This window comes from Oceaniglobus indicus (genome assembly GCF_002751875.1).
Taxonomy (GTDB): Bacteria; Pseudomonadota; Alphaproteobacteria; order Rhodobacterales; family Rhodobacteraceae; genus Oceaniglobus; species Oceaniglobus indicus.
Genome location: NZ_NMZM01000018.1, coordinates 1 through 26,113, shown reverse-complemented (window position 1 = coordinate 26,113; position 26,113 = coordinate 1). Strand labels below are relative to the sequence as shown.

The window sequence follows — 26,113 nt, the reverse complement described above, 5'->3', positions numbered from 1 at the left end:
CGCCCTTTAAGGCCTCCAGCGCGACCTTCGCCTTGAACTCCGGCGCATGCTGCTTGCGTTTAGACATCTGTAATCTCTTTGGTGTTGAAGATCAGCAGACTGCATATCGTAGCTTATGTCAGTGTCCGAATTTCGGGGGGTAGCTTAAGCCATGCGATCGGGAATGAGTTCGTTTCCGACTCGGCTGTTCGATACGCTCCTCTCTTCGCGCTCACGGATCCTCAATCCGCGGACCGCTCTTCGCGTCGATTTCCCGCGAGATCCCGTCGCGCAACAGGGCATCGATGTGCTCGATGGACGGGCCGTGCATGTCGGGGTGCCGGACAAGGTGATAGGTTCGCGTCAACGACGTGTCGGGAACGGCCAGTCGCATCACATCGGGTGCCTGATCCAGAAGGAAGGCGTGGACCAATCCGATGCCCATCCCGGCCCGCACCATGGCGAATTGCACCAGCGCGGAATTCGAGGCCGTCCCGGGTGGCGCCAATCCCGAACCTTCCTGAAAGTCCAGGCCGGGGTCGAAGATCATGTCCCTGAGATATCCGACCGACGCATGTCGCACCAGGGCGCGTCGGGTCAGGATCGGCGGGTGCCGTTGCAGGTAATCACGGCTTGCGGCAAGGCACAGTTCGTAATCACAGATCCGGCTGACTTTCAGACCGCTCCCGCGTGGGGGGGCGATGGTGATGGCCAGATCGGCCTCGCGGCGCCCCAGATCGGCCATGCGCGGCAGCGAGACGATCTCGAACGTCAGGGCAGGGTGGTCCCGGGTCAGGCTGGCGATCACGCGGGGCAGGATCGACGTGGCGACGCCGTCGGGGGCCCCGATGCGGATGCGCCCGGACAAGGCCGGGGTTGCCGGTGCCAGCATCTCGGCCCCTTGCGCGACCTCGCGGGCCATGGCGGACACGCGCGGCACAAGGGCGCGTCCGGCTTCGGTCAGCACGTAACCCCGCGACGATTTCACGAAAAGCGCGACGTTCACCGCCCGCTCGAGGCGCCGAATGCGCCGGCTGAGCGTCGCGGAATCCAACGCCAGGATACGTGCGGCGTCGGACAACTGGCCGCTTTGCGCCACTTGCAGGAACAGTTTCAGATCGTCCCAGTTCATCGCCCGTCCTTGCAGAAATGCAATGTCAGATTGCGACCTATCATCTTCTTTCGCAAGGAGTCGACCGTTACGCAGGGCGTGGCAACAGAAAGGACGGCCCATGAATACCATCGGACACTATGTTGACGGCTCGCGGACCCAGGGCGCTGCGCGCACCGCCGAAGTCTACAATCCTGCAACCGGGGCGGTGCAGGCGCATGTGGCACTGGCCAGCGCGGCCGAGTTGGACAGGGCGGTTGAGATCGCCGCCAGGGCGCAGCCGGCCTGGGCCGCGACAAACCCGCAACGCCGCGCCCGGGTGCTGATGAAGTTCGTCACCCTGCTGAACCGCGATATGGACAAGCTGGCCGAGGCCCTGTCGCGGGAACACGGCAAGACCCTGCCGGATGCAAGGGGTGACGTGCAGCGCGGGCTTGAGGTGGTCGAATTCTGCATCGGCGCACCGCATCATCTGAAGGGGGAATTCACCGACGCCGCCGGGCCGGGGATCGACATGTATTCCATGCGCCAGGCGCTTGGTGTCTGCGCCGGGATTACGCCGTTCAACTTTCCCGCGATGATCCCCTTGTGGATGTTCGCGCCCGCCATTGCCTGCGGCAATGCCTTCATCCTCAAGCCGTCCGAGCGTGACCCGTCGGTGCCGATCATGCTGGCCGAACTGTTCGAAGAAGCGGGTTTGCCCAAAGGGATCCTGCAGGTCGTCAATGGCGACAAGGAGGTGGTCGATGCGATCCTCGACAACGAAACCGTGCAGGCCGTCGGCTTTGTCGGCTCGACCCCCATCGCGGCCTATATCTATGAACGCGCAGCGGCGGGGGGCAAGCGTGTGCAGTGCTTTGGCGGCGCCAAGAACCACATGATCGTCATGCTCGACGCCGACATGGACAAGGCGGCCGATGCATTGATCGGGGCGGGTTACGGTGCCGCGGGCGAACGCTGCATGGCGATTTCGGTGGCGGTCCCGGTGGGAGAGGATACCGCCGACCGCCTGATCGAAAAACTGGTGCCGAGGATCGAGGCGTTGAAGGTCGGCCCCTATACGGCGGGGGATGATGTCGATTTCGGCCCCGTGGTCAGTGCCGCCGCCAAGGCCAACATCGAACGGATGGTGCAATCGGGCGTCGACGAAGGCGCGGAGCTGGTGGTCGACGGACGAAACCTGAAGCTGCAGGGGTATGAAGAGGGCTTTTTCGTCGGCCCGCATCTGTTTGATCGGGTGACCAGGGATATGGAGATCTACCGCAAGGAGATTTTCGGCCCGGTCCTGTCCTGCGTGCGGGCCGAAACCTATGAAGAGGCGCTGGGCCTGGCGATGGATCACGAATACGGCAACGGCACCGCGATCTATACTCGCGACGGCGACACGGCGCGCGATTTCGCGGCGCGCGTCAATGTGGGAATGGTCGGCATCAACGTGCCGATCCCGGTGCCGCTGGCCTATCATACCTTCGGGGGCTGGAAGAAATCCATGTTCGGCGATCTGAATCAGCATGGCCCGGATTCCTTCCGCTTCTACACCCGGACCAAGACCGTGACCGCCCGCTGGCCCAGCGGGATCAAGGAAGGCGGCGAATTCTCCATCCCGCTGATGGAGTGAGAGACGACAAGGCCGGGACTTTGCCGGCCTTGTCCGCGCCCCTGTGCAATAAATCCCAAGGGTGGACTTTTCTTGCAAACTTGTTGACCGACCGGCGATTCGCCTCGTATCTATCCGCTGTGCAGGAAATTGCGCGCCGTAAGATTTATTGCAAATGTGGCGGTCGTCACGGGGCGACCTCGGGAATCTTGCGTACTTTGGGAGGAGTAAAAATGACAAAATCCATCGCTACCGGCATCGCCGGCGCCTTCGTCCTGACCGCCATCGGTGCGGCCAGCGTTTCGGCCCAGGACACCCTGCGCTGCGAGCCGGGCGAAACCTATACCATGAACGTCATGGTTTCGTCGCATCCCTATTGGATTCCGGTCTATCAGGGGTTCAAGCAGGCCGCCGCCGCCTTCGGGTGTGAGACCACGTTTTCCGGCACGCCCGACTATGACATCTCGAAACAGATCGCATCGTTCGAGCAGGACATGGTAAAGCAACCCGCCGGCATCCTGGTTCACCCGATGCAGTCCGACCCCTTCATCGAGCCGATCAACCGCGCCATGGAAAGCGGCATCCAGGTCGCCACCTTTGCCGCGGATTCGCCGAATTCCAACCGCACCGCCTATGTCACCTCGGACAACCTTGCCGAATCCAAGTTCGCCGCCGAAGAGATCGTCAAGCAGATCGGCGAGAACGCTGAATACGCCGTGCTGGAAAACCCCGGCCAGTCGAACCACGACCTGCGCGTCACGTCGTTGATCTCGTACATGGAAGACAATTATCCCGACATGAAACTGGTGGGGCGTCAGGCCACGAACCAGGACAGCAACGCGGCCTATCGTGCGACCGCGTCGATCCTTCAGGCGAACCCGAACCTGGGCGCGCTGTGGATCCCCGAGGCCGGATCGGCCGAAGGCGCCGTTGCCGCCGTGCTGGAAGCGGACGCCGATGTTCTGGTGATGCACGCCGACATCACGCCGACCACGCTGGAACATATCCGCGAGGGCAACATCCACATGGCGATCAACCCGAACCAGGGCGTGCAGGGCTTCATGGGTTTCATGGCCGTGTTCATGGCGGCGCATTCCGACGTGTTCGATCCGTTCAACGACTACAAGACCTCGGGCTACAACCCGATGCAGTTCCCGTATATCGACAACGGCTTCTCGGTCATTACCGCGGACAATGCCGACAGCTTCGATCTGAACACCTACATGGAAGGGCGCGATACCAACTGATCGTGCCTGCCCCGCGGCGCAGGCCGCGGGGCGCCATCCACCCGCTTTCCCCCTTTCAGAAATGCAGGCCATGTCAGATCAGATGTTGCTTCAGATTTCCGGCGTGTCGAAATCCTTTGGTGCGGTTCACGCGCTGAGCGGTGTCGATTTCGGTGTCCGCGCCGGAGAGATCCACGCGCTGGCCGGCGAGAACGGCGCCGGGAAATCGACGTTGATGAACATCATCGACGGCATCCTGCAACCCGACGACGGTCGGATCCTGATCGACGGCAAGCCGGTGAAGATCGCATCCCCCACCGAGGCACAGCGCCTCGGGATCGGGTTCGTGCATCAGGAAATCGCGCTTTGCGACGATGTCAGCGTGGCCGAAAACATCTTCATGTCCGCCACCAACATCAGCAAATCGTTTCTGATGGATTACGCCGGGCAACGGCGCAAGGCAGGTCAGGTCCTGGCGCGGCTTTGCGATATCGACCCGGCCACACGGGCGGGCGATCTTTCGATCTCAAGTCAGCAGCTTGTCGAAATCGCCAAGGCGCTGACGCTTGATTGCCGGATCCTGATCCTCGACGAACCCACCGCCGCGCTGACCGAAAAAGAGGCGCAGCTTTTGTTCGGCATCATGCGCAAGCTGCGCGAACAGGGCATCGCGATCATCTATATCTCGCATCGCATGGTCGAGATCTTCGACAATTGCGACCGGGTCACCGTGTTTCGGGACGGACGCCACATCGTGACCCATGACGTGGCCGACATCGGCCCCGACGATGTGGTCAACGCCATGGTCGGGCGCAAGATCGAAACGCTTTACCCCGACAAACTGACCGATCCGGCGACCGACACCCTGCTGTCGGTGCGCGGTCTGGGCGATGGCGCGCGCATTCACGACGTGTCGTTCGATCTGCGCCGGGGTGAGATACTTGGTATTGCCGGGCTGATCGGATCCGGGCGCAGCGAGATCGTCAAGGGAATCTGCGGGCTGGAACCGGCACCGGAAGGTGAGATCGTGCTGGCGGGCAAGACCCTGAGGCGCGACGAATACCGCGACGCGATCGGCGACGGCATGGTCTATCTGTCCGAGGACCGGAAGGGCGACGGCGTGTTCCTGGAGATGTCCATCGCGTCGAACATCTCGGCCCTGCGCCCCGAACAGGTGGCCGGACGCTTCGGGCTGATCGATCGCAAACGCGAATTCGCGCAGGCCGAAGCCCTGGGCAAACGGTTGAACCTGAAATGCGGATCGTTGTGGGATCCGGTGTCGTCGCTCTCGGGCGGCAACCAGCAGAAGGTCGCGATTGCCAAGATGCTGTCGGTGGATCCGCGGATCATCTTCCTCGACGAACCGACGCGCGGCGTCGATGTGGGCGCCAAGGCCGAAATCCACCGCATCCTGCGCCAGTTGGCCAGCGAAGGCGTCGGCATCGTCGTCATATCCTCGGAGCTGCCCGAGCTGATCGGTCTGTGCGACCGGGCGCTGGTGGTGCGCGAGGGGCGGATCAGCGGCGTCGTCGCCGGCGACGAAATGACCGAAGAGAACATCATGCATCTGGCTTCGGTCATGGATGCCGAACGGGTCACCGCGAACGAAAAGGTGGGACAATGAACGCCGAGACGATAACCGCCGAAGGCCACCACAGCGAACGGTCGTTTCTGGCAAACCTGTTGCGGATGCGTGAAACCGGACTGATTGCGATCATCCTTGTGCTGTTCATCGTGATGTCCTTCGCGTCGCCGTATTTCCTGACCTGGGTGAACATGCGGGCGATGACGATGGCTTTCGCGGTCGAAGGCATCGTGGTGATCGGCATGACGATCCTGCTGATTTCGGGCGGTATCGACCTGTCGGTGGGTTCGGTCACGGCGCTGGCGATGGTGATCGCGGGCTGGCTGTTCCTGAACGGGGTCGATCCCTGGGTCGCATCGGGCATCGCGATCGCCTGCTGCACCGGGGTCGGCGCGATCATGGGCTTTTTCGTCACCCGCGTCGGATTGCACCATTTCATCGTCTCGCTGGCGATCATGGTGATTGCACGCGGGATCTGCCTGTTGGGCACCGGCGGTCGGCCTCTGGGTCTTTACACCCTGCCACCCGAGTTCAAGTTCATCGGCCAGGGGTCGCTTGGGCCGATCCCGCTGGTCATCGTGATCTTCGTGGTGATCGTGGTCGCCTTCGATTTCCTGCTGCGCCGCTCGACCATGTTCCGCAAGGTCTTTTACACCGGCAGCAACGAACGCGCCGCGGCCTATTCCGGCATTCGCACCAAGAAGGTGGTGTTCCTGACGACGACCCTGTGCTCGGGGCTGTGCGGATTTGCCGGCATCATATACATGGCGCGGTTCGGATCGGCCCAGCCAACGTTCGGCATCGGGATGGAACTGAACGTGATCGCCGCCGCCGTCATCGGCGGGGCCAGCCTGAACGGCGGCACCGGCACGATTTTCGGCGCGATCCTCGGCACGGTGTTGCTGTCGGTGGTGTCCAGTTCGCTCGCCCTGCTGGACGTGTCGGTCTATTGGCAGGACATCATCCGCGGTTCGATCCTGTTGGCCGCGGTCGCGATCGATCACTACTTCCACAAGCGGACACGCTGAGCCATGGGAAGCGATGCCATGCTTGATCGTCAGATAGATTTCGAGACAGCCCGCCAGGTTCACACGGTGCTGGTGCTGCATTTTCTTGAGGGTCTGAAGCAATCCGAGATCGCGAAACGGCTGAACCTGTCAACATCGAAGGTGAACCGGCTGATCGCGCAGGGCCGGCGTCTGGGCATGGTCAAGATCGAGATCGAAAGCCAGTTCCAGCAGCTTGTCGATCTGGAGACTGCCCTGGTATCCGCGACGTCGCTGAGCGATGCGATCGTGACGCCCACCGTGTCGGGCAATCCCGACACCACGTTGCAACAGGTCGGGCGCGCGGCGGCATCGCGCCTGCTGGCCACGATTCGCGACGGTGACATCATCGCGATCACGGGCGGCAAGGCGATAAGCGCGCTGGTCGACAACCTGAATGCCGACCGGCCGTTCGATGTGACCGTCGTACCGCTGACCGGGGGCGTGCAGGGCAAGTATTTCACCGACGTGAACCATCTGGCGACCCGGCTGGCCGAACGTCTGGGCGGGCGCGCGATGTTGATGCATGCACCGCTGTTCGCGGAAACCCGCGCCCAACGCGACATGCTGTTTCAGGTGGCATCCGTGCGCGAGGTCTTCGATCTGGCGCGGCGCGCCACGGTTGCCTTGGTCGGGATCGGCTCCATCGAACCCAGCGGGTCGAGCTATTACGATCTGAATCCGCTGCCCGGAAAGGACCGCCAGCACCTGATGGAAACGGGTGTCGTCGGTGAGTTCCTGGCGCATCTGATTCACGAGGATGGGCAGGTGGCGGCCTACGCGACCAATGCGTGTCTTGTGGCGCTCGCGCCGGGGGATCCGATCCGCCACGCCCAGGTGATCGGCATCGCGGCGGGGCCGGAAAAGGTGCGCCCGATCGATGCGGTCCTGAACGGCGGATACATCAGTTCGCTTGTCATCGATGAGGCGACAGCGACATCGGTTATCGAACAGAAGAAAGGCAACGATCATGCAGCATGACATGTTGACACGCGAAATCGGAAAATCAGGGATCGAGGCGTCAGCCATCGGTCTGGGCACATGGGCCATCGGTGGCTGGATGTGGGGGGGCACCGACGAGGCCGCCAGCATCGACGCCATCCGCGGGTCCATCGACGAGGGCGTAAGCCTGATCGACACCGCTCCGGCCTATGGCCAGGGCGTCGCCGAGGAGATCGTCGGCAAGGCCATCGAGGGGCGGCGCGACAAGGTGGTTCTGGCCACCAAGTGCGGCATCGTCTGGCACACGCAGAAGGGTAACCATTTCTTCGACGTCGACGGAAAGCCGGTGCATCGTTACCTGGGCCGCGAGTCGATTATCCACGAGGTGGAACAAAGCCTGCGTCGGCTGAAAACCGACCGGATCGACCATTACATCACCCATTGGCAGGATCCGACGACGCCCATCGACGAGACGATGGAGGCGCTGGAGCGGTTGAAGAAAGACGGCAAGATCCGGTCCATCGGTGCCAGCAACACCAGCCCCGAAGACCTGAAAGCCTATGTCGCCGCCGGGCAACTGGATGCGATCCAGGAAGAATACAGCATGGCCAAGCGTGATCTGGAAACCACGCTGGTGCCGCTGGCACGCGAGAACGGGATTTCGATCCTCAGCTATTCGTCGCTGGCCCTTGGGTTGCTGTCGGGAAAGATGACCGTGGATCGCACGTTCGACGGCGACGATCAGCGTCGCGACAACCCGCGCTTTTCCACGGCCAACCGTCAGAAGGTGGCCGAACTCATGAACGTGATCGAACCCGTCGCGGGCGCCCATGGTGCAACGCTGGCGCAAGTCGTCATCGCCTGGACGCTGCAACAGCCGGGGATCACATTCTCGCTCTGCGGTGCGCGCAATCCCGATCAGGCCCGCGAAAATGCCGCCGCCGGACGCATCCGGTTGGCCGACGACGATCTGCGCACCATCGACCGCGCTGTCGCCGACCATCTGGGCGATCTCGACGGCTGAAACCGGCCCGCACCCGTAACCCTTCAGCGCCGGCTTTCGCCGGTGATCGGAGATGTCATGCCCAAGCAACGTCAGACAGCCCTCGATGCGGTGCGCGCGAACCCGGCGTTCGACGTCGTCGTCGTGGGCGGTGGGATCAACGGCATCGGCGTCTACCGGGACCTGGCGTTGCAGGGCCTGCGGGTGCTTCTGATCGAACGGCGCGATTTCTGTTCCGGGTGCAGCGCCGCGCCATCGCGGATGATCCACGGCGGGCTGCGGTATCTCGAGAACGGCGAGTTCGACTTGGTGCGTGAATCCCTGGAAGAGCGCGATATCCTGCTGCGGCAGGCGGCACACATGGTGCGCCCGCTTCCGACGGTCATTCCCATCACGGGCGTGCTGTCGGGCACCCTGAACGCGGCCATGACCTTTCTGGGCCGATCCGGCAAACCGGCGCGGCGGGGCGCGTTGCCGATCCGTCTGGGGCTGTCGCTTTACGACTGGGTGACACGCAAGCGGCGCCTGCTACCGCGCCACCGGTTCCTGGGCCGTGCCGCCACCCGGCGCGAATGGCCCGCATTGCCGCGTGAAACCCGCTATGCCGCCATCTATCACGACGCCTGGATCAGCCACCCGGAACGGCTGGGACTTGAATTGATCGCCGAAGCCGCGCGGGGCGCGTCGGGTTCGGTTGCCCTGAACTATTCCGACATTGTTCCGGAGGGTGACGGATTCACCTTGACCGACGGCGAAACCGGCTCGCGCTTTCCCGTCATGGCGCGCTGTGTCGTGAACGCCACGGGGGCATGGCTGGACCGGACACGCGCCATTCTGTCACCGCAGGCAGCCGCCGCACCACTGGTGTCGGGGACAAAGGGATCGCACCTGATCCTTGACAACCCGTCGCTGTTTGCGGCGCTGGACGGACATATGGTGTTCTACGAGAACGACGACGGTCGCGTCTGCATCGTGTTTCCCTATCTCGGCCGGGTGCTGGCCGGATCGACGGATATCGCGGTCAAATCGCCCACGCGCACCCGCTGCGAACCTGACGAGCGGGACTATATGCTGAACGCGCTGGGGCGCATTTTTCCCGGCATCGCCATCGCGCCGGACCAGATCGTCTTCAGCTATAGCGGCATCCGCCCGCTGCCGGTCAGCGACCAGGATTACACCGGGCGCATTTCGCGCGGGCATGACGTGCGCCGAATGGATGGCGCGGTGCCGCAGTTTTGCATGGTGGGCGGCAAATGGACGACGTTCCGCGCCTTTGCCGCGCAGACTGCCGATCAGGTGCTGGCCGAACTTGGCAGGCCGCGCAAGGCCGACACCCGGGCGCTGCCGATCGGTGGCGGTGACGGATTTCCCCATGATCCGGCGGATCTTGTGCAGGAACTGGGCACGGCGTTCGGCGTCGGCCCGGCACGTGCCGCCCATCTGGTCGGCCTGCACGGGACGGGCGCGCGCGATGTGCTGGCGTCTTGCGCCGATCGCGACGACGCCCCGCTGGTTACCGGCGGCGTAATGACCCGCGGCGATATCCTTTACATGGTCCAGCACGAGAATGCGGTCCACCTGGCCGATCTCGTGCTCCGGCGCACGGGGTTGGCGATCACCGGCGTGATCTCGTCCGACCTGATCGACGCGATCAACGCCGTCATGGCGTCAGCATGGGGTTGGAGCGATGGTCGGGCCGCCGATGAACGCGCCGCCTTGCTGGATGAACTCGAAACCTATCACGGTGTAACCGCTGCCATGCTGGCGGAGCGGTCGCGCACAAGCCAATGCAACGACAGGAGTTTGCAATGCGTATAAGCACGAAGGCCCGGATGAACCGGATGTTCACCAACGGCGGTTGCCTTGATGTGGCGGTCGATCACGGGGTCTGCAACGAACCCAGCTTCCTGCCCGGTCTGGAAGACATGGCGCGTGTCATGGATACCCTGATCGACGCGAAACCCGACGCGATCCAGATGACCTATGGTCAGGCCGACCTGCTGCAATCGCGCCCGGAAAAGGACAAGCCCGCGCTGGTGATGCGGATCGACATGGGCAACCCCTATAACGATCAGCGGCACCGCGAGATGTGGTCGATGTTGCAGAACGCCGAGAACCCGATCATCGGTGCGCTGGAAATGGATGCCGCCGCCGTGGTGGTCAACCTGTTCATGCTGCCCGACGAACCCGAACTGTTCCGTCAATGTGTCGAGAATATCAGCCGCGTGCGCGAGGATTGCCATCGCTTCGGGATGCCCTTGATGATCGAGCCGCTGGTGATGCTGCCCAACGACGTGCGCGGCGGCTATCAGGTGGATGGCGACGCCGAAAAGATCGTGACCCTGGTGCGTCTGGCCAGTGAAATGGGCGCCGACATCATCAAGGCCGACCCCACCGACAACGCCGAGGATTTCCACCGCGTGATCGAAGCGGCCCGCGTGCCGGTTCTGGTGCGGGGTGGTGGCAAGGCGGATCTGAAGACGGTGCTGGAGAAATCCGCGGCCCTGATGGCGCAGGGCGCGCAGGGCATGGTCTACGGGCGCAACATCTATCAGCATGACAACCCGCGCGCCGTGGTTGCCGCGCTCATGGCGTTGATCCACGATGGCGCGGATGGTGCAGAGGCCTGGGAGATCTATAACCGTGGCTGAAGCCGGGCCATACCTGCTGGGCCTGGACGCGGGCAACACCGTCATCAAGGCGGTGCTGTTCGATCTGACGGGCCGCCAGATCGCCATGCACGGGCTGGACGGACAATCCGCCAGCCCGGCGCCGGGCCATGTCGAACGAGACCTGAACGAGCTGTGGCGCAACGCCGGGCAGGCGATCCGCGGCTGCATCGACAAGGCCGGGATCGCGCCCGGCGACATCGCCGCAATCGGGTGTGCGGGACACGGCAACGGGCTGTATCTGCTGGATCGGGAAGGGGCGCCGCTGATCGGGATTCAGAGCCTCGATTCCCGCGCGTCCGACCTGGCCGCAGACCTGAAGGCGCGTCACGGCGATGCCCTGTTCGATATCTGCCTCCAGGCGCCCTGGCCGTCGCAGACCCCGGTCCTGCTGGCGTGGATCAAGGCGCACCGCCCGGACCTGTATGAACGCGCCGGCACTGCCCTGATGTGCAAGGATTTCATCGGCTTCCGGCTGACCGGCAACCGGTTCGCGGATACCTCCGACATGTCGGGGGCCGGTCTGACCGCGCTGCCTTCGGGGGAATACGACGCCGATCTGATGGCGCTTTACGGGTTGGATGATGCCATGCACCTGTTGCCCGATCTGCTCGACCCCGCACAGATCGCCGGGCATGTGACAGAGAGTGCGGCACGGGAAACCGGGCTGGTTGCGGGTATTCCGGTGGTCGCCGGTTTCTTCGATGTCGTGTCCTCGGCCCTTGGGGCAGGGGCGGGATCGCCGGGCGATGCGTCGGTCATCGTTGGCAGTTGGGGGATAAACCAGGTTTTCGTCACCGAACCGTCGCGCAACCGCGACGTCTTCATGGCCAGCCGGTTCGGCGAAGGCCGGTTCATCGAGATCGAATCCTCGGCCACCTCGGCCGCCAACCTTGAATGGTATGTGCGCGAATTCGTCGAACGCGGCGCGCATCACGACGATCCGTTCGGGCAATGCAATGAGGCAGTGGGCGCCATCACGCCACGCGTCGACGATCCGATCTATCACCCGTTCCTCTATGGCGCGCGCCTGAACGCCACCGCGCGCGCCGGGTTCTACGGGATTGCCGGCTGGCATGGCGAGGGCCACATCCTGCGCGCCCTGTTCGAGGGCGTGGCGTTCGAGCACCGCCGCCATATCGAGGTGTTGAAAGCGTCGGGCGCGGCGTTCGATCGGGCGATCCTGTCGGGCGGCGGCGCGCGCAGCCCCCATTGGCCGCAGATATTCGCCGACGTCCTGGGCATTCCCGTCACGACAGCCGAGGCGCAGGAGACCGGCGCCCTGGGCGCCGCCATCGGCGCCGGCATCGGCGCGGGGCTGTTCGACAGCTACGAAACGGGCGTGTCCGCGATGACCCGCAAGGGCGCAGAGTTCCGCCCCGATACGGCCATGCGCGACCACTACGACCGTCGATACCGTCTGTTCACCGAACTGACCCGTCGCATGGCGGACCTCTGGAAGGACATGGCATGACCGAGACGCAGATCGACGGGCGTTACGATTACATCATCGTCGGCGCGGGAACGGCGGGCTGCGTTCTGGCCAACCGGCTGAGCGCCGATCCCAAGGTGCGTGTCCTGCTGCTCGAGGCGGGAGGAAGCGACCGCTATCACTGGGTCAAGATCCCGGTCGGATATCTCTATTGCATCGGCAATCCGCGCACTGACTGGATGATGAAGACCGCGCCCGATCCGGGGTTGAACGGCCGCAGCCTCAGCTATCCACGCGGCCGTGTGCTGGGCGGCTGTTCCTCGGTCAACGGCATGATCTACATGCGCGGACAGGCGGCGGATTACGACGGCTGGCGGCAGATGGGCAATGCCGGATGGGGGTGGGACGACGTTCTGCCCTATTTCCTGAAATCCGAGGATCACCATGGCGGAACGACCGATCTGCACGGGGCAGGGGGCGAATGGAAGGTGTCGCGCCAGCGCCTGAAATGGGACATCCTGCAAGCGGTGCAGGAGGGCGCGCGCGAATTCGGCATCGAACCGCGCGCCGATTTCAACGATGGCAACAACGAAGGATCCGGCTTCTTCGAGGTCAACCAGAAGCGCGGCGTGCGCTGGAACACCGCCCAGGGGTTCTTGCGACCCGCCATGAAACGCGGCAATCTGCGCGTCATCACGCACGCTGAAACGACCTCGCTGATCCTTGAGGGGCGGCAGGTGCGGGGCGTGCGCTTTCGTCAGGGCGGAGCGGACAAAACTGCGCTCGCCGAGCGAGAGATTCTGTTGACCGCCGGGGCGATCAACTCGCCCAAGCTGCTCGAATTGTCGGGGATCGGTGCGGGCCATATCCTGTCCGACCGGGATGTGCCGGTTCATCACGATCTGCCCGGCGTGGGTGAAAACCTCCAGGATCATCTGCAAATCCGCACCGTTTATTCGGTGAAGGGCGCGAAAACGCTGAACACAATGGTTCATTCGTTCTGGGGCAAGGCACGGATGGGGCTGCAATATCTGACAACGCAAAGCGGCCCGCTGGCGATGGCACCCAGCCAGTTCGGGATGTTCACCAAATCCGATCCGACGCGGGACACGCCCGATCTGGAATACCACGTTCAACCGCTGTCGACCGACCGCCTGGGGGACCCGTTGCACAGCTTTCCGGCCATCACCGTGTCGGTCTGCAATTTGCGACCCGAAAGCACGGGAAGCGTGCACGTCAGCAGGGCCGACATCGCCGCGCAGCCGGACATCAGGCTGAATTACCTGTCCGCGCCCTCCGATCAACGGATCGCCGTCGCGTCGTTGCGACAGGCACGCCGGATCATGACTGCCCGGGCGTTGCAGCAATACGACCCGCACGAGATCCTCCCCGGGCCGGACCATGCCGACGATGAAAGCCTGCTGGACAAGGCCCGCGATATCGCCACGACCATCTTCCATCCCGTCGGCACCTGCCGGATGGGAGCGGATCCGATGGCGGTGGTCGATGATCGGCTGCGTGTGCACGGACTGCGCGGTCTGCGCGTGGTGGATGCGTCCGTCATGCCGAAGATCGTATCGGGCAATACGGCATCCCCGGTGGTCATGATCGCGGAAAAGGCCGCGGACATGATCGGTGCCGACGCTGCAAATCGCCGCGATTGAAGCCTCGATCCGTGGGCCTGATTGACTGCTGCCGGTCCTCGCGTGCTGAACCCTTCCTCCAAGGGCGTGAGCGACCAGCACAGCTGAAAGACCATCGGCAGACAGCCGCGCTGTATCCTGCCCCGGCCGATAGCCACGTGTGCGGCATGTCCTGAGCGAACAAAAACCTGCCGGCCGGGCCGCCGGACAGATGCCCGGCCTCCCCACGTCATTTCCGCCTCAAATCCGATGCCCGTGGCTTCAGCGAAAGATGCCACTTGCCCCAAGTGGCGCCTTTCATTTTGTCAGCGCCTCAACGGCTTGCGATCATGCTGGACTTACAGCGTGAATCCCTTCAGGCGCAGGGTTTTGGAACGGCGTCGCCCATGTTGCGAACCCGGGACAAAGGCCCAGCCCTGCATGCGACCGCGCCACGGTCACAATGGCGGGGTCGGGCAGTTCAGCGCGGTCAGGCAGGAGAAAGCCAGCGCAACATGTTAAGCCAGAGTGTGCGGTATCCTTCCCATGCGAGGAATTCGGGTGGCAGCCAATGCGGCGCCATGTCGGAAGCCCAGGCGATCGAGCGACCCTTGCCGTATTCACCGGTCACGAGAAGGGGATGCCCGCCTTCGTCGTCGGGAAGCCGAACCAGAACTTCGGCATTCTCGCGGGCAACGATCTCGTTGGCGCCGATGATGTAGGGCCAGTCCGGCGGAACACCCTTAAGGATCGGGTGATCGTGAGCTGCAAGGATCTTGGCCTTGAACCCGTCGGGCACTTCGAGCCGATCGTCGTAAGGCAGGCAGGTAACGGGAAGGGCCTCTTCCACCGGGGTGCGATGCCAGCGCCCGGAACCGTTGATCCCCTGAAACGTCAGGTAGCCGCCCACCATCATCAGGCCGCCGCCGTCGTGCGTCCAGTCGCGCAAGAGTTTCAGGCGGTTCGGGCGCCGTTCGCTCTTGATGAAGACCTCGGGCGGCAACAGCAGCGAGTTCGAGCCGATGTCGGAGATCATGATGATGTCCCACTTTGCCAGACCTTCGCGGTCGTAGGGCAGGTCGCGCACCGCCTCGTGGGAGGGCATGAAGGTGACCTCGAACTCGCTCTCCTTCATGGCATTCAGGAAGGCGTCGGCCCCGGTATGGTAATGCGCGCTGGAAAAATGGTCGAAACCCTTGAAGTGGGCCTCGCTGGTGATCCAGCTTTCGCCGGCCAGCAGAACTTTCTTGGTCATGGTCAGTCTCTTTGCGTGATTGTGTAAGGTGCACCCCCGGACGCATGGGGTCCGGGGGCGCCGTCAACGGTTGGTGCGGACCTGCCGCGCGCGTGATCTTACTTCATCTTCGCGAATTGCAAGCGGAATGCACCATCGGGCCACTGGATCCAATCCAGATCGCTGATCGAAGCCTGGAGCGTTTGCGGAAAGACGAGGAACAACAGGGGGGCCTCATCGGCAATGATCTTTTGCGCCTCGGAATAGAGCTTGGCGCGCGCGGCCTCGTCGGTTTCGATGCGCGCGTCCTTGAGCAGGCGGTCAACCTCGCCATTCTCCCAGCCCGGAAAGTTGTTCGGACCGTCAATGGTGAAGTAATTGAACATGTTGCCATCGGGATCGGAACGGCCCGACCAGGGTGACATGGTCAGATCCGAGGTGCGTTCGCGCAGAACCGTGATCAGGCTGGTCGAATCAATCTGGTTGATCGAGACGTCGAATCCGGCCTCGTTCGCCTGCGCCTGCAGGATCTGGGCGATCCGCACGTAGATGGGCGAATTGGTGACCGTGATTTCGACACTGACGGGCGTGTCGATACCGGCCTCCGCCAGCATCTGTCTCGCGCCCTCGGGGTCAGCGCGGGGTGCTTCGAGTGTATCGTCATAGGCCCAGCCGATCGAAGGTGGAATGGCGCCCAGTGACGGGCTGGCCGCGCCGAAATAGGCCGCCTGCACGATGACCTGAGGATCGACAGCCATCGAGAAGGCCCGACGCACATCCGCGTTGTCGAAAGGTGCCGCGGTCGTGTTGAACGAGAACGCGTTGAAGCCGAGGCCGGGGCTTTCCTTCAGCGTGAGGCTGTCGTCGCCTTCGACCTGCGGCACGAACTGGGGGGCGACCCCGTCGACGAGATGCACGGTGCCCGAGCGCAGGTTGTTGATCCGCGCGGTCTCATCCGGGATGGGGCGGAAGATCACTTGATCGACGTCGGGCTTGCCGCGCCAGTAGCCGTCGAATGCCGCGAGGGTAAGTTCGGAATTCTTCGTCCAGCTGACCACCTTGTATGGGCCGGCACCGACGGCCTGGGTCGCGAAATCCTCGCCCAGTTCCTGGATCGCGGTGGGCGAGGCGATCATGCCGGCACGGTTTGCAAGCACCTGAAGAAATGGCGCGTAGGGGTCGCTCAGCTTCAGCGTGATTTCCAGCGGGCCGGTCACTTCGATACTCTCGAGCGGGCCCAGCTCGCTGCCGCGCGGGCTGCCCGTGTTCGGATCGAGATAGCGATCGAGGTTGGCTTTTACCGCCTCTGCGTCCAGGGCCGTGCCGTCATGGAAGGTCAGCCCATCCTTGAGGGTGAGCACATAGGTGGTTTCGTCCGGCATCTCGTAAGACGCGAGGCCCGGTTCGATTGTCAGGTCGGGCGTCGTGTGCAGCAGTGGCTCGAAAATATTGTATTGCACCGCCAGTTCGAAGAACGAGGCCATGCGGGCAGGGTCCAGCGTGACGGGATCGGATACGATCGCGACGTCAATCGACGTGGTGTCCTGGGCCGCGACGATTGCGGGTGTGAAACCGGTGGTAAGCGCGGCGATTGCGGTCGCGGCGAGGAAGGATCTTCTTTTCATTTTCTGTTTCCCTGTCGGTTGCTGTTGGTCATGCAGTCCGGGGGTCATAAAAGTCGCGCAGGGCGTCTCCGATAACATTGAACCCCAGGACGGTGAGAAAGATCGCCAGCCCGGAGAACCACGCCATCCACGGCGCAAGCTCCAGAAATCCGATGGCGTCGCGCAGCATGTTGCCCCACGTCGCCGTCGGTGGCTGAGCGCCGAGCCCAAGGAAGGAAAGATAGGACTCGGTTATGATCGCTGCCGCGAACAGCAGAGATCCCTGCACCAAGATCGGAACCGCGATATTGGGCAGGATCGTGCGGGTCAGAATATTCCAACCCCCGAAGCCGAGCGCGCGCTTGGCCTCGACGAAGTCGAGCGAGCGAACCACCATCGTTTGTGCCCGCGCGATGCGGGCGAAGACGGGCAGGTTCACGACTGCGATGGCCAGGATGGCGTTGCCCAGGCTGGGCCCCAGGACAGCGGCGATCGCCAATGCCAAAAGCACGCTCGGAAAGGCAAAGATGACATCCATCAGTCGCATGACCACGGTGTCGGTCCAGCCTGCGAGATAACCGGCGATGGCCCCGATGAGACCACCTATGGCAAGCGATGCCAGAACGCTGACAAGACCGACCAACAGCGATACCCGCGCGCCATAGAAGACCCGGGTGAGGATGTCGCGCCCAAGTTCGTCGGTGCCGAACGGATGGGCAAGACTCGGGCCTTGAAGCACGGCGAGAAAGTCGGTGTCGTTCGGGCCATAGGGCGTCAGGACGGGCGCGAATATGGCCACGACGATCGCAAGTGCCACGAGACCGCCACCGAGGATCGCGCGCGGGCTCGACGGGAACCGCGCTGGCCGCGCAACGATGGCAGCGGGGGGAGATTCGACGGTGCTCATGACAGGCGCAACCTGGGATCGACGACCGTGTAGATGATATCGGTCACGAGATTGATGAACACGAACAGCCCGGCGGTGACCAGGACGGCGCCCTGAACCACCGGATAATCACGCGCGAATATCGCGTCGACCGTCAGCTTTCCGATGCCCGGCCACGAGAAGATCGTCTCGGTGATCACGACGCCGCCAAGGACCTGGCCGAACTGGATGCCGATCAGTGTGATGATCGGGATCTGCGCGTTTCGAAAGGCATGGGTCCAGATCACCTTGCGACGCGGTAAACCCTTGGCGCGTGCCGTGCGGACATAATCCGTTTGCAGCACCTCAAGCATGGTCGAACGTGTCATTCGCATGATCGCCGCGGCAAGGGCCGTGCCAAGGGTGATGGCGGGCAGGACGAGGTGCCACAGGAAAAGACCGAAGTCGTCGCTTGGCGGCACGTAACCCGAGGCTGGAAGGATGGGCAGATGGATGGCGAAAAGCAGGATCAGCAGCACTCCGATCCAGAAACTCGGCATCGACAATCCGAAGAGGCTGAGCAGCGAGGCCATGGCGTCGGCAGCCGTGTCGCGCCGTGTGGCCGCGACGACGCCCATTGGAATGGCGATGGCCAGCGAGATGATCGTCGCGGCCAGCGAAAGCCACAAGGTCGGCAGGAGCGCGGATGTCAGTAGCGACGAGACCTCGCGACCGCTCTGGATCGAGCGGCCAAAGTCGCCGGCGAAAAGGTTTCCGAGCCAAGTGAAATATTGAACGATCCACGGATCGTCGAGGGCATAGCGCAGGCGCAGTGCGGCGATAGCCTCGGGAGTGGCCTCCATCCCGAGAAGCGACACGACCGGATCGCCGGGAACGAGACGGACAAGCAGAAAAACCACAATTGAAACCCCGAAAAGAATCGGGATCAGACTGATCAAGCGTCCAAGTATCTGTTGTGCCACGATCTGCCTCTCTGTGCGAATATCGTGCATATTGGCTTCCTGAACCGGTTCAAGTTCATATTGAACCCGTTCAATTATTACTTTATGAGTCGATGAGGGTGGGTCTTGTCAATGGAGAATATCCCGGTGCAGCCAGACCATATTTCACGCTCACCCAAGCGAGAGGAGGGGCAGAATGCGTCACAAGCGGCGCGTGATGTGCTTGTAATTCGCGGCCTGTCGATCCGTTTCGCCAGCTTTGATGTGCTCGACCGGGTCGATCTGAGCGTGCGGGCGGGTGAGTTGGTTTGCGTCGTGGGTGAAAGCGGATCGGGCAAAAGCCTGACCGCACTGGCGACCATGGGGCTGACGCCGGATGTGGCGCGGGTCACGGCGGACCGCATGACCTTTGCCGACCATGATCTTCTGTCGCTCTCGGAGCATCAGCGACAAACCTTGCGCGGCAACGAGATGGCAATGATCTTTCAGGAGCCGATGACCTCGTTGAACCCGGTAATGACCATCGGGGAACAGATCACCGAACCGCTGCGCCAACACAGGGGCATGTCGGCGGACGACGCGCGGACCACCGCGATCGCGATGCTGCGGCGCGTTCAGATATCCGCACCGGAAACGCGGTTTTATCAGTATCCGCACCAGTTGTCTGGCGGGTTGCGCCAGCGTGTGATGATCGCCATGGCACTTGTGTGCCAGCCACGCCTGCTGATCGCCGACGAACCGACGACCGCGCTTGATGTGACGATACAGAAACAGATCCTGCAACTCGTGGATGAACTGCGTCATGAGATGGGAACATCGGTGCTGTTCATCACTCACGACCTCGCCGTCGTATCCGAGATCGCGGATCGTATCGCGGTGATCTATGCCGGACGGATCGTTGAGGAAGGCACCCGCGACGAGATTTTCGAAGACCCCCAACATCCCTATACACTATCGCTTTTTGCGGCGTTGCCCCGCCCCGAGGACAAGGGCCGCGATCTTGCGTCTATTCGTGGACAAGTGCCGGGCCCCGGCACCATGCCCGCGGGATGTCGTTTCGCGCCGAGGTGTCCGTTTGCCATCGACCTCTGCCACGCTGAATCTCCGCCTTTGGAAGTGCTCGGCAGTCCCACCCACCATGTCGCCTGCTGGCGCGCGCCACTTGAGGAGTCCGTCACGTGACGCGATCGCTGTTGGAGGTGAAGAATCTGAACAAGAGTTTCGGAGATGGCGGCGGCTTGTTTCGCAGGGCCCGCCGCGCTTCGGTCGTCACTGATGTGAGCTTTCGGATCGACCGCGGCGAGATATACGGATTGGTCGGCGAAAGCGGGTCGGGCAAATCGACCATCGGACGGACAGTGTTGCGCCTGCTGGAGGCCGATCGTGGCGAGGTTTGGTTCGATGGACAGGATGTCACAACACTGTCGCAGACGGATTTGCGGCGGCTGCGGCGGCGGATGCAGATCATCTTTCAGGACCCTTTCAGCTCGCTCGATCCGCGTGTGCGCGTGGGCGATGTGCTGGCCCAGCCCATCCGCCTGCATCGCTTGCGCGAGGGCGCGGCCGTGGACAAGCGCGTTGACGAGCTTCTCGAGACGACGGGTCTCGCGCCCCGTCACAAGTCACGCTATCCGCATGAATTTTCCGGCGGCCAGCGCCAGCGCATCGCCATTGCCCGCGCGCTCGCGGTCGAGCCTGACCTGATCGTTTGCGACGAAGCGGTCTCGGCGCTCGATGTCTCGATCCAGGCACAGATCCTCAACCTGTTGAGTCGGCTTCGCGACGATCTGGGGATGTCCTATCTGTTCATTTCGCACGATATGGCGGTGGTGCAGCATATCTCGGATCGGGTGGGCGTGCTCTATGCCGGGCGGCTGGTCGAGACGGGGAAGGTCGCGGATGTATTCGGGGCCGCCGCCCACCCTTATACCCGGATGTTGCTTGCCGCGACGCCAAGGCTGAGCGGGCGGAGCCTGGACACCGCGCAGACGATCGCGGGGGATCCACCCAGTCCGTTCAATCCGGTCGATGGCTGCGCCTTCGCATCGCGCTGCGCGTTTGCCACCGATAAATGCAAGGTCGACGCGCCGGCGCTGACAACATTTTCACGGGGCGATCATCATGCCGCATGCTGGCACACGGAGGACCTGGCACCCTTTGGCGGCACCGGTGCCGCAAGCGAAGCCCGGATGTCGCCGGCCTTCCAGCGCCGGATGGCCCTTTTGCGCCGCGCGCAAGCGGAAACAGCGACTTGAGCGGAGTGCCTCATAAGCCTGCGACCATCGCCGATGTCGCCGAACTGGCCGGCGTTGCCAAGAGTTCTGTGTCGAACTACCTCAACGGGCAGGTGCGCGTGGCCGATGCCACCGCTGCACGAATCTCGATGGCGATCACCAAGCTGAATTACCGGCCCACCGCCGTTGCGCGGTCACTTACGACGCGGCGGCGCAGTGTGCTCGACATCAACCGACTGCCACCCGGTTTGCCCTGTCTGACGGTTGTGGGTGATGCGTGCATCGAAACCATCGCACAGATCGGGGCGCTGCCGTCAAGCGGGGAACACGTGAGCGCGAAGCAGATCCTCAAGGTTCTCGGCGGCGCTGGGGCGAACGTCGCCGCACTTGCGGCGGGGCTGGGTGGGGAATTGGCGGTTTCGGTCTCGCTGCTGACTTCCCTCGGCTATGATCTCGACAGCGATTGGATCAATTCCGAACTCGCCAGCCGTGATGTCATCGTGATTTCATCCCCCGCCGATCCAGATCGGCGTGCGGCGCAGAGCATGGTCATGATCGCATCGGGCGCAGAACGCACGGTGATTTCCGAAGAGGTAGACCCGGGGCAGGTCGATCTTGACGGTTTCCTGTCACGCAACGAAGTGCCAGTGGACCGCCGTTGGTGCTTGCAGTTCGACGGGTACCACGTGGAATCCGCCCTCGCACGGATTTCAGATATCCGCGCGGCCGGGTTCCTGCCGGCGATGCATACGGCCGGCCTTTCACATGAACGCATGGACGAAATCCTGGAAGCGATCCTTGATGAGTTTGCCGTTGTGGTGGTCAGTCATGCCTCGCTTCCGCCCGATGGAGAGGGGGCGTTCATTGACCAGCTTGTCGAAACCTCGCTTGAGCGGGGGCAGTGGCCCGAGGCCGTGCTGGTTTGTGCCGGAACGGAAGGGCTTGTTGCGATCGAGCGTGGCGGGCGGTCTTGCCGCGTTGCGTTTCCGGATGTCGCTGCCGTCGACGAAGGCGGTATGGACGACGCCGTGGCGGCCACCTTCCTTGCTGCATGGCTGAACGGCATTTCCGTGTCGCGGGCGATTTCGATGGCTGCCAGAGCGGCAGCCATCGTGGCAGGCAGCGTCGGATCGCAAGAGCGCCGACCGCTCGTTTGCGACCTCGAAACCGCCTGATGAAAAATCAGGGCGCAGAATTCGCAAGGATCTCGGACAGGGTGAAGAACGATGACGCGATGTGGCGTCGCATGGATTCTCGCGCCGCATCGCCATCACGGTCCAGGATCGCCTCGGCAATCTCGGCATGTTCCGCGTGCGAACTCTGTTGGCGCTGTACGTGTGCCGAGAACTGCGCCGCCCGCCAAGGCAGCGTGCGCAGGTTCAGGTCGCTCAGCGTATTGGACAGGATTGCGTTGTGGCCGCCTTCACGGATCGCGGCATGAAACCGGGCGTTGATGTCGCTATAGCCAAGTTTACACTCTTGGCTGGCTTCCCCTTCGGTCAGGATAGCCTTCAGCCGATCGCATTCGATCGCGCTCATGCGGAGCGCAGCGAGTGCGGCGATGGCGCTTTCCACTTCGCCTACCGCCTCGAACAGTTCGGCAATGTCCTCGGCCTCAAGACGGCGAACGACAAGCGCGCTGTGCTGCCCCCGTACGGCGAGCCCCGACTGTTCCAACCGCAGCAGCGCTGCGCGAACGGTTGTCCGCGACAGCCCAAAGGACTCCGCAAGTTCGACCTCGTGAAGCGTTTCGCCCGATCCGAGGATGCCGGACACGATACGCTCGACAAGCGCGGTATGCACCGTGTCCGCACCGAGACTGCAATGCCGACCTGCCATCTGTTCTCCTGTCCGCCGACACATATCACTCAACTGGCGGCAGGCATGAGGCAATCGCCAGAGCGCAGATATGTCAACCCGAAGTTCGAAGGATCGTTATGCACGACTTTTTCTCCTACCGCCGGCCCAGCACTTACGCGCGCCATGCGATGGTCGCCACATCCCACCCGCTCGCTTCGGCGGCGGGTCTCGAAATCCTTGCACAAGGTGGCAATGCCGTAGACGCAGCGCTTGCTGCATCGGCGGTGCAGTGCGTCGTCGAGCCGCCGATGACCGGGATCGGGGGCGATTGCTTTGTACTTTATGCGCCGAAGAATGGGCCCGTGCGGGCGCTGAACGGCTCGGGCCGGGCGCCTGCCGGTGCCACGCTCGACGCGCTGCATGCCGCCGGTTTGACGAACGAGATCCCCCGCACGAGTCCGCACGCCGTAACCATCCCCGGGGCGATCTCGGCGTGGTGCCTTCTGCATGAAAGCCATGGCAGTCTGCCCTTGGAGCGCCTCTTCCTCCGGGCGATTTCCTATGCGAACGAAGGCTATCCCGTAACGCCACGGCTCGCGCAGGATTGGGCTGAAATGGCCGACCTGCTGCGCAAAGATGCCAGTGCAGCGAAACTGTTCCTGTCCAACGGCACGGCGCCGGGGCCGGGTGCAATACACCGTCAACCACTTCTGGGCGATCGTCTGCGCGAGATTGCCACCGATGGCCCCCGTGCGTTCTATGAAGGCCCTGTCGCTGCGTCGATGGCACGCTACCTGCGCGGGATCGGGGGCACGCAAACCGAAGAGGATTTCTTTGAGGCGCGCGACCAGGCATTCTGGACCGACCCGATCTCGGCACGGTATCGCGATGTCGAGATCTTCGAATGTCCGCCAAACGGCCAGGGCCTCTGCGCGTTGATGATCCTTCGGATTCTCGACGGTTTCGATCTGGGGCCGGACACGGCTTTGGCTGATCGTATTCATCTTCATGCCGAGGCCACGAAGCTGGCCTATCATCATCGCGATGGGCTGATTGGCGACCCGGCGCATTCGCCCGGCCTGGTGGACGAGCTGCTGTCGGATCGGACAATCGAGACCCTGCGCGCCCGGATCGACCCGACCCGCGCCCTGCCGCCCGCGCTGTGGTCGGAACCGGCACACGAAGATACCGTCTATATCAGCGTGGTTGACGCCGAGGGCAACGCGGTCTCGTTCATCAACTCACTTTTCCATGGGTTTGGATCGGGGCGCGTCGACCCCGATACGGGTGTGGTCTTCAATTCGCGCGGCAGTTCCTTCCGCATGACGTCCGACCATCCGAACGCAATCGCACCGGGCAAGCGTCCGCTGAACACGATCATTCCGGGAATTGCCCGCAAGGACGGGCGCGTCTGGATGAGTTTCGGCGTGATGGGCGGAGATTATCAGGCAGCGGGGCAAGCGGACCTGCTGTCGGCCATTATCGACCGGAACCTCGACCCCCAGGCGGCGATGGACGCGCCGCGGACGTTTGCTTTCCAGGGTGAGTTGCAGATCGAGCCGGGCATATCGCCAGCACTCCGCGCCGACCTGACGGCGCGCGGACACGCCCTGACGGTCGCCCCGACACCGATCGGGGGAAGTCAGGCGATCCTGATCGACCCGGATAGCGGGATTCTGTGCGGCGGCAGCGACAGCCGAAAGGATGGTATGGCAATCGGTCTGTGACGCGCTTGAGATCACGGGACTTTGCAGGACGGATACCGTAACCACGCCATTGGCACCGCCTGCCTGAGCTTCGCGCCCTGATCTAAGATACGTGTTTAACGACGTCGTTAACGACGTGTCTTATGCGGGGACATCGATGCGTGGTGAAATTCTTGGGGTGGAGCGACGGCGTTTCTGGCGTGACGAGGACAAGCTCGAGATTGTCATGTCGGTTGGGATAGACGGGGCGACGGTGACGCAGGTGGCGCAACGCCATGAGGTTACGCGGCAACAGATTTACGCCTGGCGGCATGACCTCAAGAAGAAGGGCCTGTGGACTCCCAATGCCGGGGCGCTTTTCTACCCTTTGGATATGCCAGTGCCGGCGGTGCAGCCTACGGCAGCTGATACGTCGCCACCAGTTGCAGTCGAATTGCGCTTACGGTGCGGCCATCGCCTTCATTTTGATAGCACGATAGACCCGGCCGCGCTGACGTCCTTGATCCGTGCCGTGGAAGCCGCATGATCGGCCCTGGCACCGGCGTTCGCGTGTATCTGGCCTGCGGTGTGACGGATATGCGAAAGGGGATCGCCGGGCTGGCGGCACTTGCCCAAGATGTGCTGCGTCAGAAACCCGCCAGTGGGGCGGTGTTTGCGTTCCGGGGACGGCGTGGTGACCGGCTGAAGCTGCTCTACTGGGACGGTCAGGGGTTTTGCCTCTATTACAAGGTGCTTGAGCGGGGACGTTTCCCTTGGCCGAGCGCCAAGGATGGGGCGGTGCGGCTGACCTCTGCACAGCTCGCGATGCTCTGGGAAGGCATCGACTGGCGGCGTCCCGATTGGGGCGCTCCGCCTGCGCGGGTCGGGTGATTTTGCGACCTGATTTGCTTTATTTATATGGTGCCATAGCCTGATTTTTGGTAGTCAGGCGCATGTCGAAACCTGATGAAAATTTGCCCCCTCTCGCGCATGCAAGCATGCGCTGCCGGGCAACGGATGATCCCGCTGAATTGAGGGCGATGATCGCGGCTTTGCAGGTAGAAAATGCTCGGATCGAGGCAGAGAACGCCAAGATGTCGGCGACATTGCGTGTCCATGATCAACTGGTTCAAGCGTTGCGCCTGCGGATCGCCAAGTTGCAGAAACTGGCCTTTGGCAAGTCCTCGGAAAAGGTCGAGCGCGAAATCGAGCAGCTGGAACTGGCGCTCGAAGACCTGTTGGTCGCCGTAGCGGAAAACGATGACGCGCCCATCGACGAAGGGCAGGATGAACCGTCACCGGAAGCTGCCGATGCGCCCGCCTTGCGTCGCCGCCCGCGTGTCTCGGATGGAACTCTGCGCGAGCGCCGTGAGCTTGATCCTGGCACCTGCTGCCCCGACTGTGGCGGCGATCTACGTGTGGTGGGCGAGGATGTCAGCGAACTCCTCGACATGATCGCCGCGCAGATGAAGGTGATCCAGATCGCCCGGATCAAGAAGTCCTGCCGCCGCTGCGAG

Annotated in this window: 23 protein-coding genes; 17 read left to right on the top strand and 6 right to left on the bottom strand. The window is 63.0% G+C overall.

Annotation, left to right across the window (positions count from 1 at the left end; all coding sequences use genetic code 11):
• Positions 1-211: 211 nt before the first annotated feature.
• A complete protein-coding gene (locus tag CFP68_RS17485; protein WP_158234200.1) occupies positions 212-1,111 on the bottom strand; it encodes a LysR family transcriptional regulator in 900 nt (299 codons plus the stop codon).
• Between the two features lie 100 nt (positions 1,112-1,211).
• On the opposite strand from CFP68_RS17485, the gene CFP68_RS17475 reads away from it, so the two are divergent.
• The 10 genes from CFP68_RS17475 (at position 1,212) to CFP68_RS17430 (ending at position 14,254) form a co-directional block, all read left to right on the top strand.
• Positions 1,212-2,708 carry a CoA-acylating methylmalonate-semialdehyde dehydrogenase gene (locus CFP68_RS17475; protein ID WP_099828218.1) on the top strand — a complete coding sequence of 499 codons (1,497 nt, stop codon included), beginning with the start codon at positions 1,212-1,214 and terminating at the stop codon, positions 2,706-2,708.
• 212 nt (positions 2,709-2,920) lie between these two features.
• Entirely contained in the window at positions 2,921-3,934 is a 1,014-nt protein-coding gene (locus CFP68_RS17470) for a substrate-binding domain-containing protein (RefSeq protein WP_099828217.1), read from the top strand.
• 70 nt (positions 3,935-4,004) lie between these two features.
• Positions 4,005-5,537 carry a sugar ABC transporter ATP-binding protein gene (locus CFP68_RS17465; RefSeq protein WP_099828221.1) on the top strand — a complete coding sequence of 511 codons (1,533 nt, stop codon included), beginning with the start codon at positions 4,005-4,007 and terminating at the stop codon, positions 5,535-5,537.
• Entirely contained in the window at positions 5,534-6,526 is a 993-nt protein-coding gene (locus CFP68_RS17460) for an ABC transporter permease (RefSeq protein ID WP_099828216.1), read from the top strand. The genes CFP68_RS17465 and CFP68_RS17460 overlap by 4 nt, the downstream gene beginning before the upstream one ends.
• Before the next feature lie 18 nt (positions 6,527-6,544).
• Positions 6,545-7,525 carry a sugar-binding transcriptional regulator gene (locus CFP68_RS17455; RefSeq protein WP_099828220.1) on the top strand — a complete coding sequence of 327 codons (981 nt, stop codon included), beginning with the start codon at positions 6,545-6,547 and terminating at the stop codon, positions 7,523-7,525.
• 1 nt (position 7,526) lies between these two features.
• Positions 7,527-8,510 (top strand): aldo/keto reductase, encoded by a 984-nt coding sequence (locus tag CFP68_RS17450; protein ID WP_241524150.1) that lies wholly within the window; start codon positions 7,527-7,529, stop codon positions 8,508-8,510.
• Positions 8,511-8,567: 57 nt separating this feature from the next.
• Positions 8,568-10,307: a glycerol-3-phosphate dehydrogenase/oxidase gene (locus CFP68_RS17445; protein ID WP_099828215.1), complete on the top strand. Its 1,740-nt coding sequence runs from the start codon at positions 8,568-8,570 to the stop codon at positions 10,305-10,307.
• Entirely contained in the window at positions 10,298-11,140 is an 843-nt protein-coding gene (locus tag CFP68_RS17440) for a class I fructose-bisphosphate aldolase (RefSeq protein ID WP_099828214.1), read from the top strand. The genes CFP68_RS17445 and CFP68_RS17440 overlap by 10 nt, the downstream gene beginning before the upstream one ends.
• Positions 11,133-12,632 (top strand): FGGY-family carbohydrate kinase, encoded by a 1,500-nt coding sequence (locus tag CFP68_RS17435; RefSeq protein ID WP_099828213.1) that lies wholly within the window; start codon positions 11,133-11,135, stop codon positions 12,630-12,632. Before CFP68_RS17440 ends, CFP68_RS17435 begins: the two co-directional genes overlap by 8 nt.
• Entirely contained in the window at positions 12,629-14,254 is a 1,626-nt protein-coding gene (locus CFP68_RS17430) for a GMC family oxidoreductase (RefSeq protein ID WP_099828212.1), read from the top strand. Before CFP68_RS17435 ends, CFP68_RS17430 begins: the two co-directional genes overlap by 4 nt.
• Positions 14,255-14,702: 448 nt before the next feature.
• On the opposite strand, the gene CFP68_RS17425 is transcribed toward CFP68_RS17430, so the two are convergent.
• The 4 genes from CFP68_RS17425 to nikB form a co-directional block, all read right to left on the bottom strand.
• Entirely contained in the window at positions 14,703-15,467 is a 765-nt protein-coding gene (locus CFP68_RS17425) for a glutamine amidotransferase (protein ID WP_099828211.1), read from the bottom strand.
• A gap of 98 nt (positions 15,468-15,565) precedes the next feature.
• Positions 15,566-17,071 carry an ABC transporter substrate-binding protein gene (locus tag CFP68_RS17420; protein ID WP_158234199.1) on the bottom strand — a complete coding sequence of 502 codons (1,506 nt, stop codon included), beginning with the start codon at positions 17,069-17,071 and terminating at the stop codon, positions 15,566-15,568.
• Between the two features lie 28 nt (positions 17,072-17,099).
• On the bottom strand, positions 17,100-17,957 hold the full coding sequence (locus CFP68_RS17415; protein WP_099828209.1) for an ABC transporter permease: 858 nt from the start codon (positions 17,955-17,957) through the stop codon (positions 17,100-17,102).
• Positions 17,954-18,928, bottom strand: coding sequence for a nickel ABC transporter permease (gene nikB, locus CFP68_RS17410; RefSeq protein ID WP_099828208.1), 975 nt, complete (start codon positions 18,926-18,928; stop codon positions 17,954-17,956). The genes CFP68_RS17415 and nikB overlap by 4 nt, the downstream gene beginning before the upstream one ends.
• A gap of 81 nt (positions 18,929-19,009) precedes the next feature.
• Between nikB and CFP68_RS17405 the strand changes: the two genes are divergently transcribed.
• Genes CFP68_RS17405 through CFP68_RS17395 form a run of 3 tightly spaced genes read left to right on the top strand, consistent with a single transcriptional unit; the run spans position 19,010 to position 22,286 of the window.
• Complete coding sequence (locus CFP68_RS17405) at positions 19,010-20,059, top strand: ABC transporter ATP-binding protein (RefSeq protein ID WP_099828207.1); 1,050 nt, start codon at positions 19,010-19,012, stop codon at positions 20,057-20,059.
• Entirely contained in the window at positions 20,056-21,132 is a 1,077-nt protein-coding gene (locus CFP68_RS17400; RefSeq protein WP_099828206.1) for an ABC transporter ATP-binding protein, read from the top strand. Before CFP68_RS17405 ends, CFP68_RS17400 begins: the two co-directional genes overlap by 4 nt.
• A gap of 5 nt (positions 21,133-21,137) precedes the next feature.
• Positions 21,138-22,286 carry a PfkB family carbohydrate kinase gene (locus CFP68_RS17395; RefSeq protein WP_241524151.1) on the top strand — a complete coding sequence of 383 codons (1,149 nt, stop codon included), beginning with the start codon at positions 21,138-21,140 and terminating at the stop codon, positions 22,284-22,286.
• 7 nt (positions 22,287-22,293) lie between these two features.
• Here the strand turns inward: CFP68_RS17395 and CFP68_RS17390 are convergent, their stop codons facing one another.
• A complete protein-coding gene (locus CFP68_RS17390) occupies positions 22,294-22,950 on the bottom strand; it encodes a GntR family transcriptional regulator (protein ID WP_099828204.1) in 657 nt (218 codons plus the stop codon).
• Between the two features lie 98 nt (positions 22,951-23,048).
• Here CFP68_RS17390 and CFP68_RS17385 point away from each other — a divergent pair, with 98 nt between their 5' ends.
• The 4 genes from CFP68_RS17385 to CFP68_RS17370 form a co-directional block, all read left to right on the top strand.
• The gene (locus tag CFP68_RS17385) at positions 23,049-24,638 is read left to right on the top strand and encodes a gamma-glutamyltransferase family protein (RefSeq protein WP_099828203.1); all 1,590 of its coding nucleotides are present in this window, start codon (positions 23,049-23,051) and stop codon (positions 24,636-24,638) included.
• A 91-nt stretch (positions 24,639-24,729) separates the two neighbouring features.
• The gene (tnpA, locus tag CFP68_RS17380; RefSeq protein ID WP_206601939.1) at positions 24,730-25,143 is read left to right on the top strand and encodes an IS66-like element accessory protein TnpA; all 414 of its coding nucleotides are present in this window, start codon (positions 24,730-24,732) and stop codon (positions 25,141-25,143) included.
• Positions 25,140-25,487 carry an IS66 family insertion sequence element accessory protein TnpB gene (gene tnpB, locus CFP68_RS17375; RefSeq protein WP_099828201.1) on the top strand — a complete coding sequence of 116 codons (348 nt, stop codon included), beginning with the start codon at positions 25,140-25,142 and terminating at the stop codon, positions 25,485-25,487. Before tnpA ends, tnpB begins: the two co-directional genes overlap by 4 nt.
• A gap of 107 nt (positions 25,488-25,594) precedes the next feature.
• Positions 25,595-26,113: IS66 family transposase zinc-finger binding domain-containing protein (locus tag CFP68_RS17370; RefSeq protein ID WP_193825245.1), on the top strand; the 519-nt coding region annotated here is incomplete at its 3' end.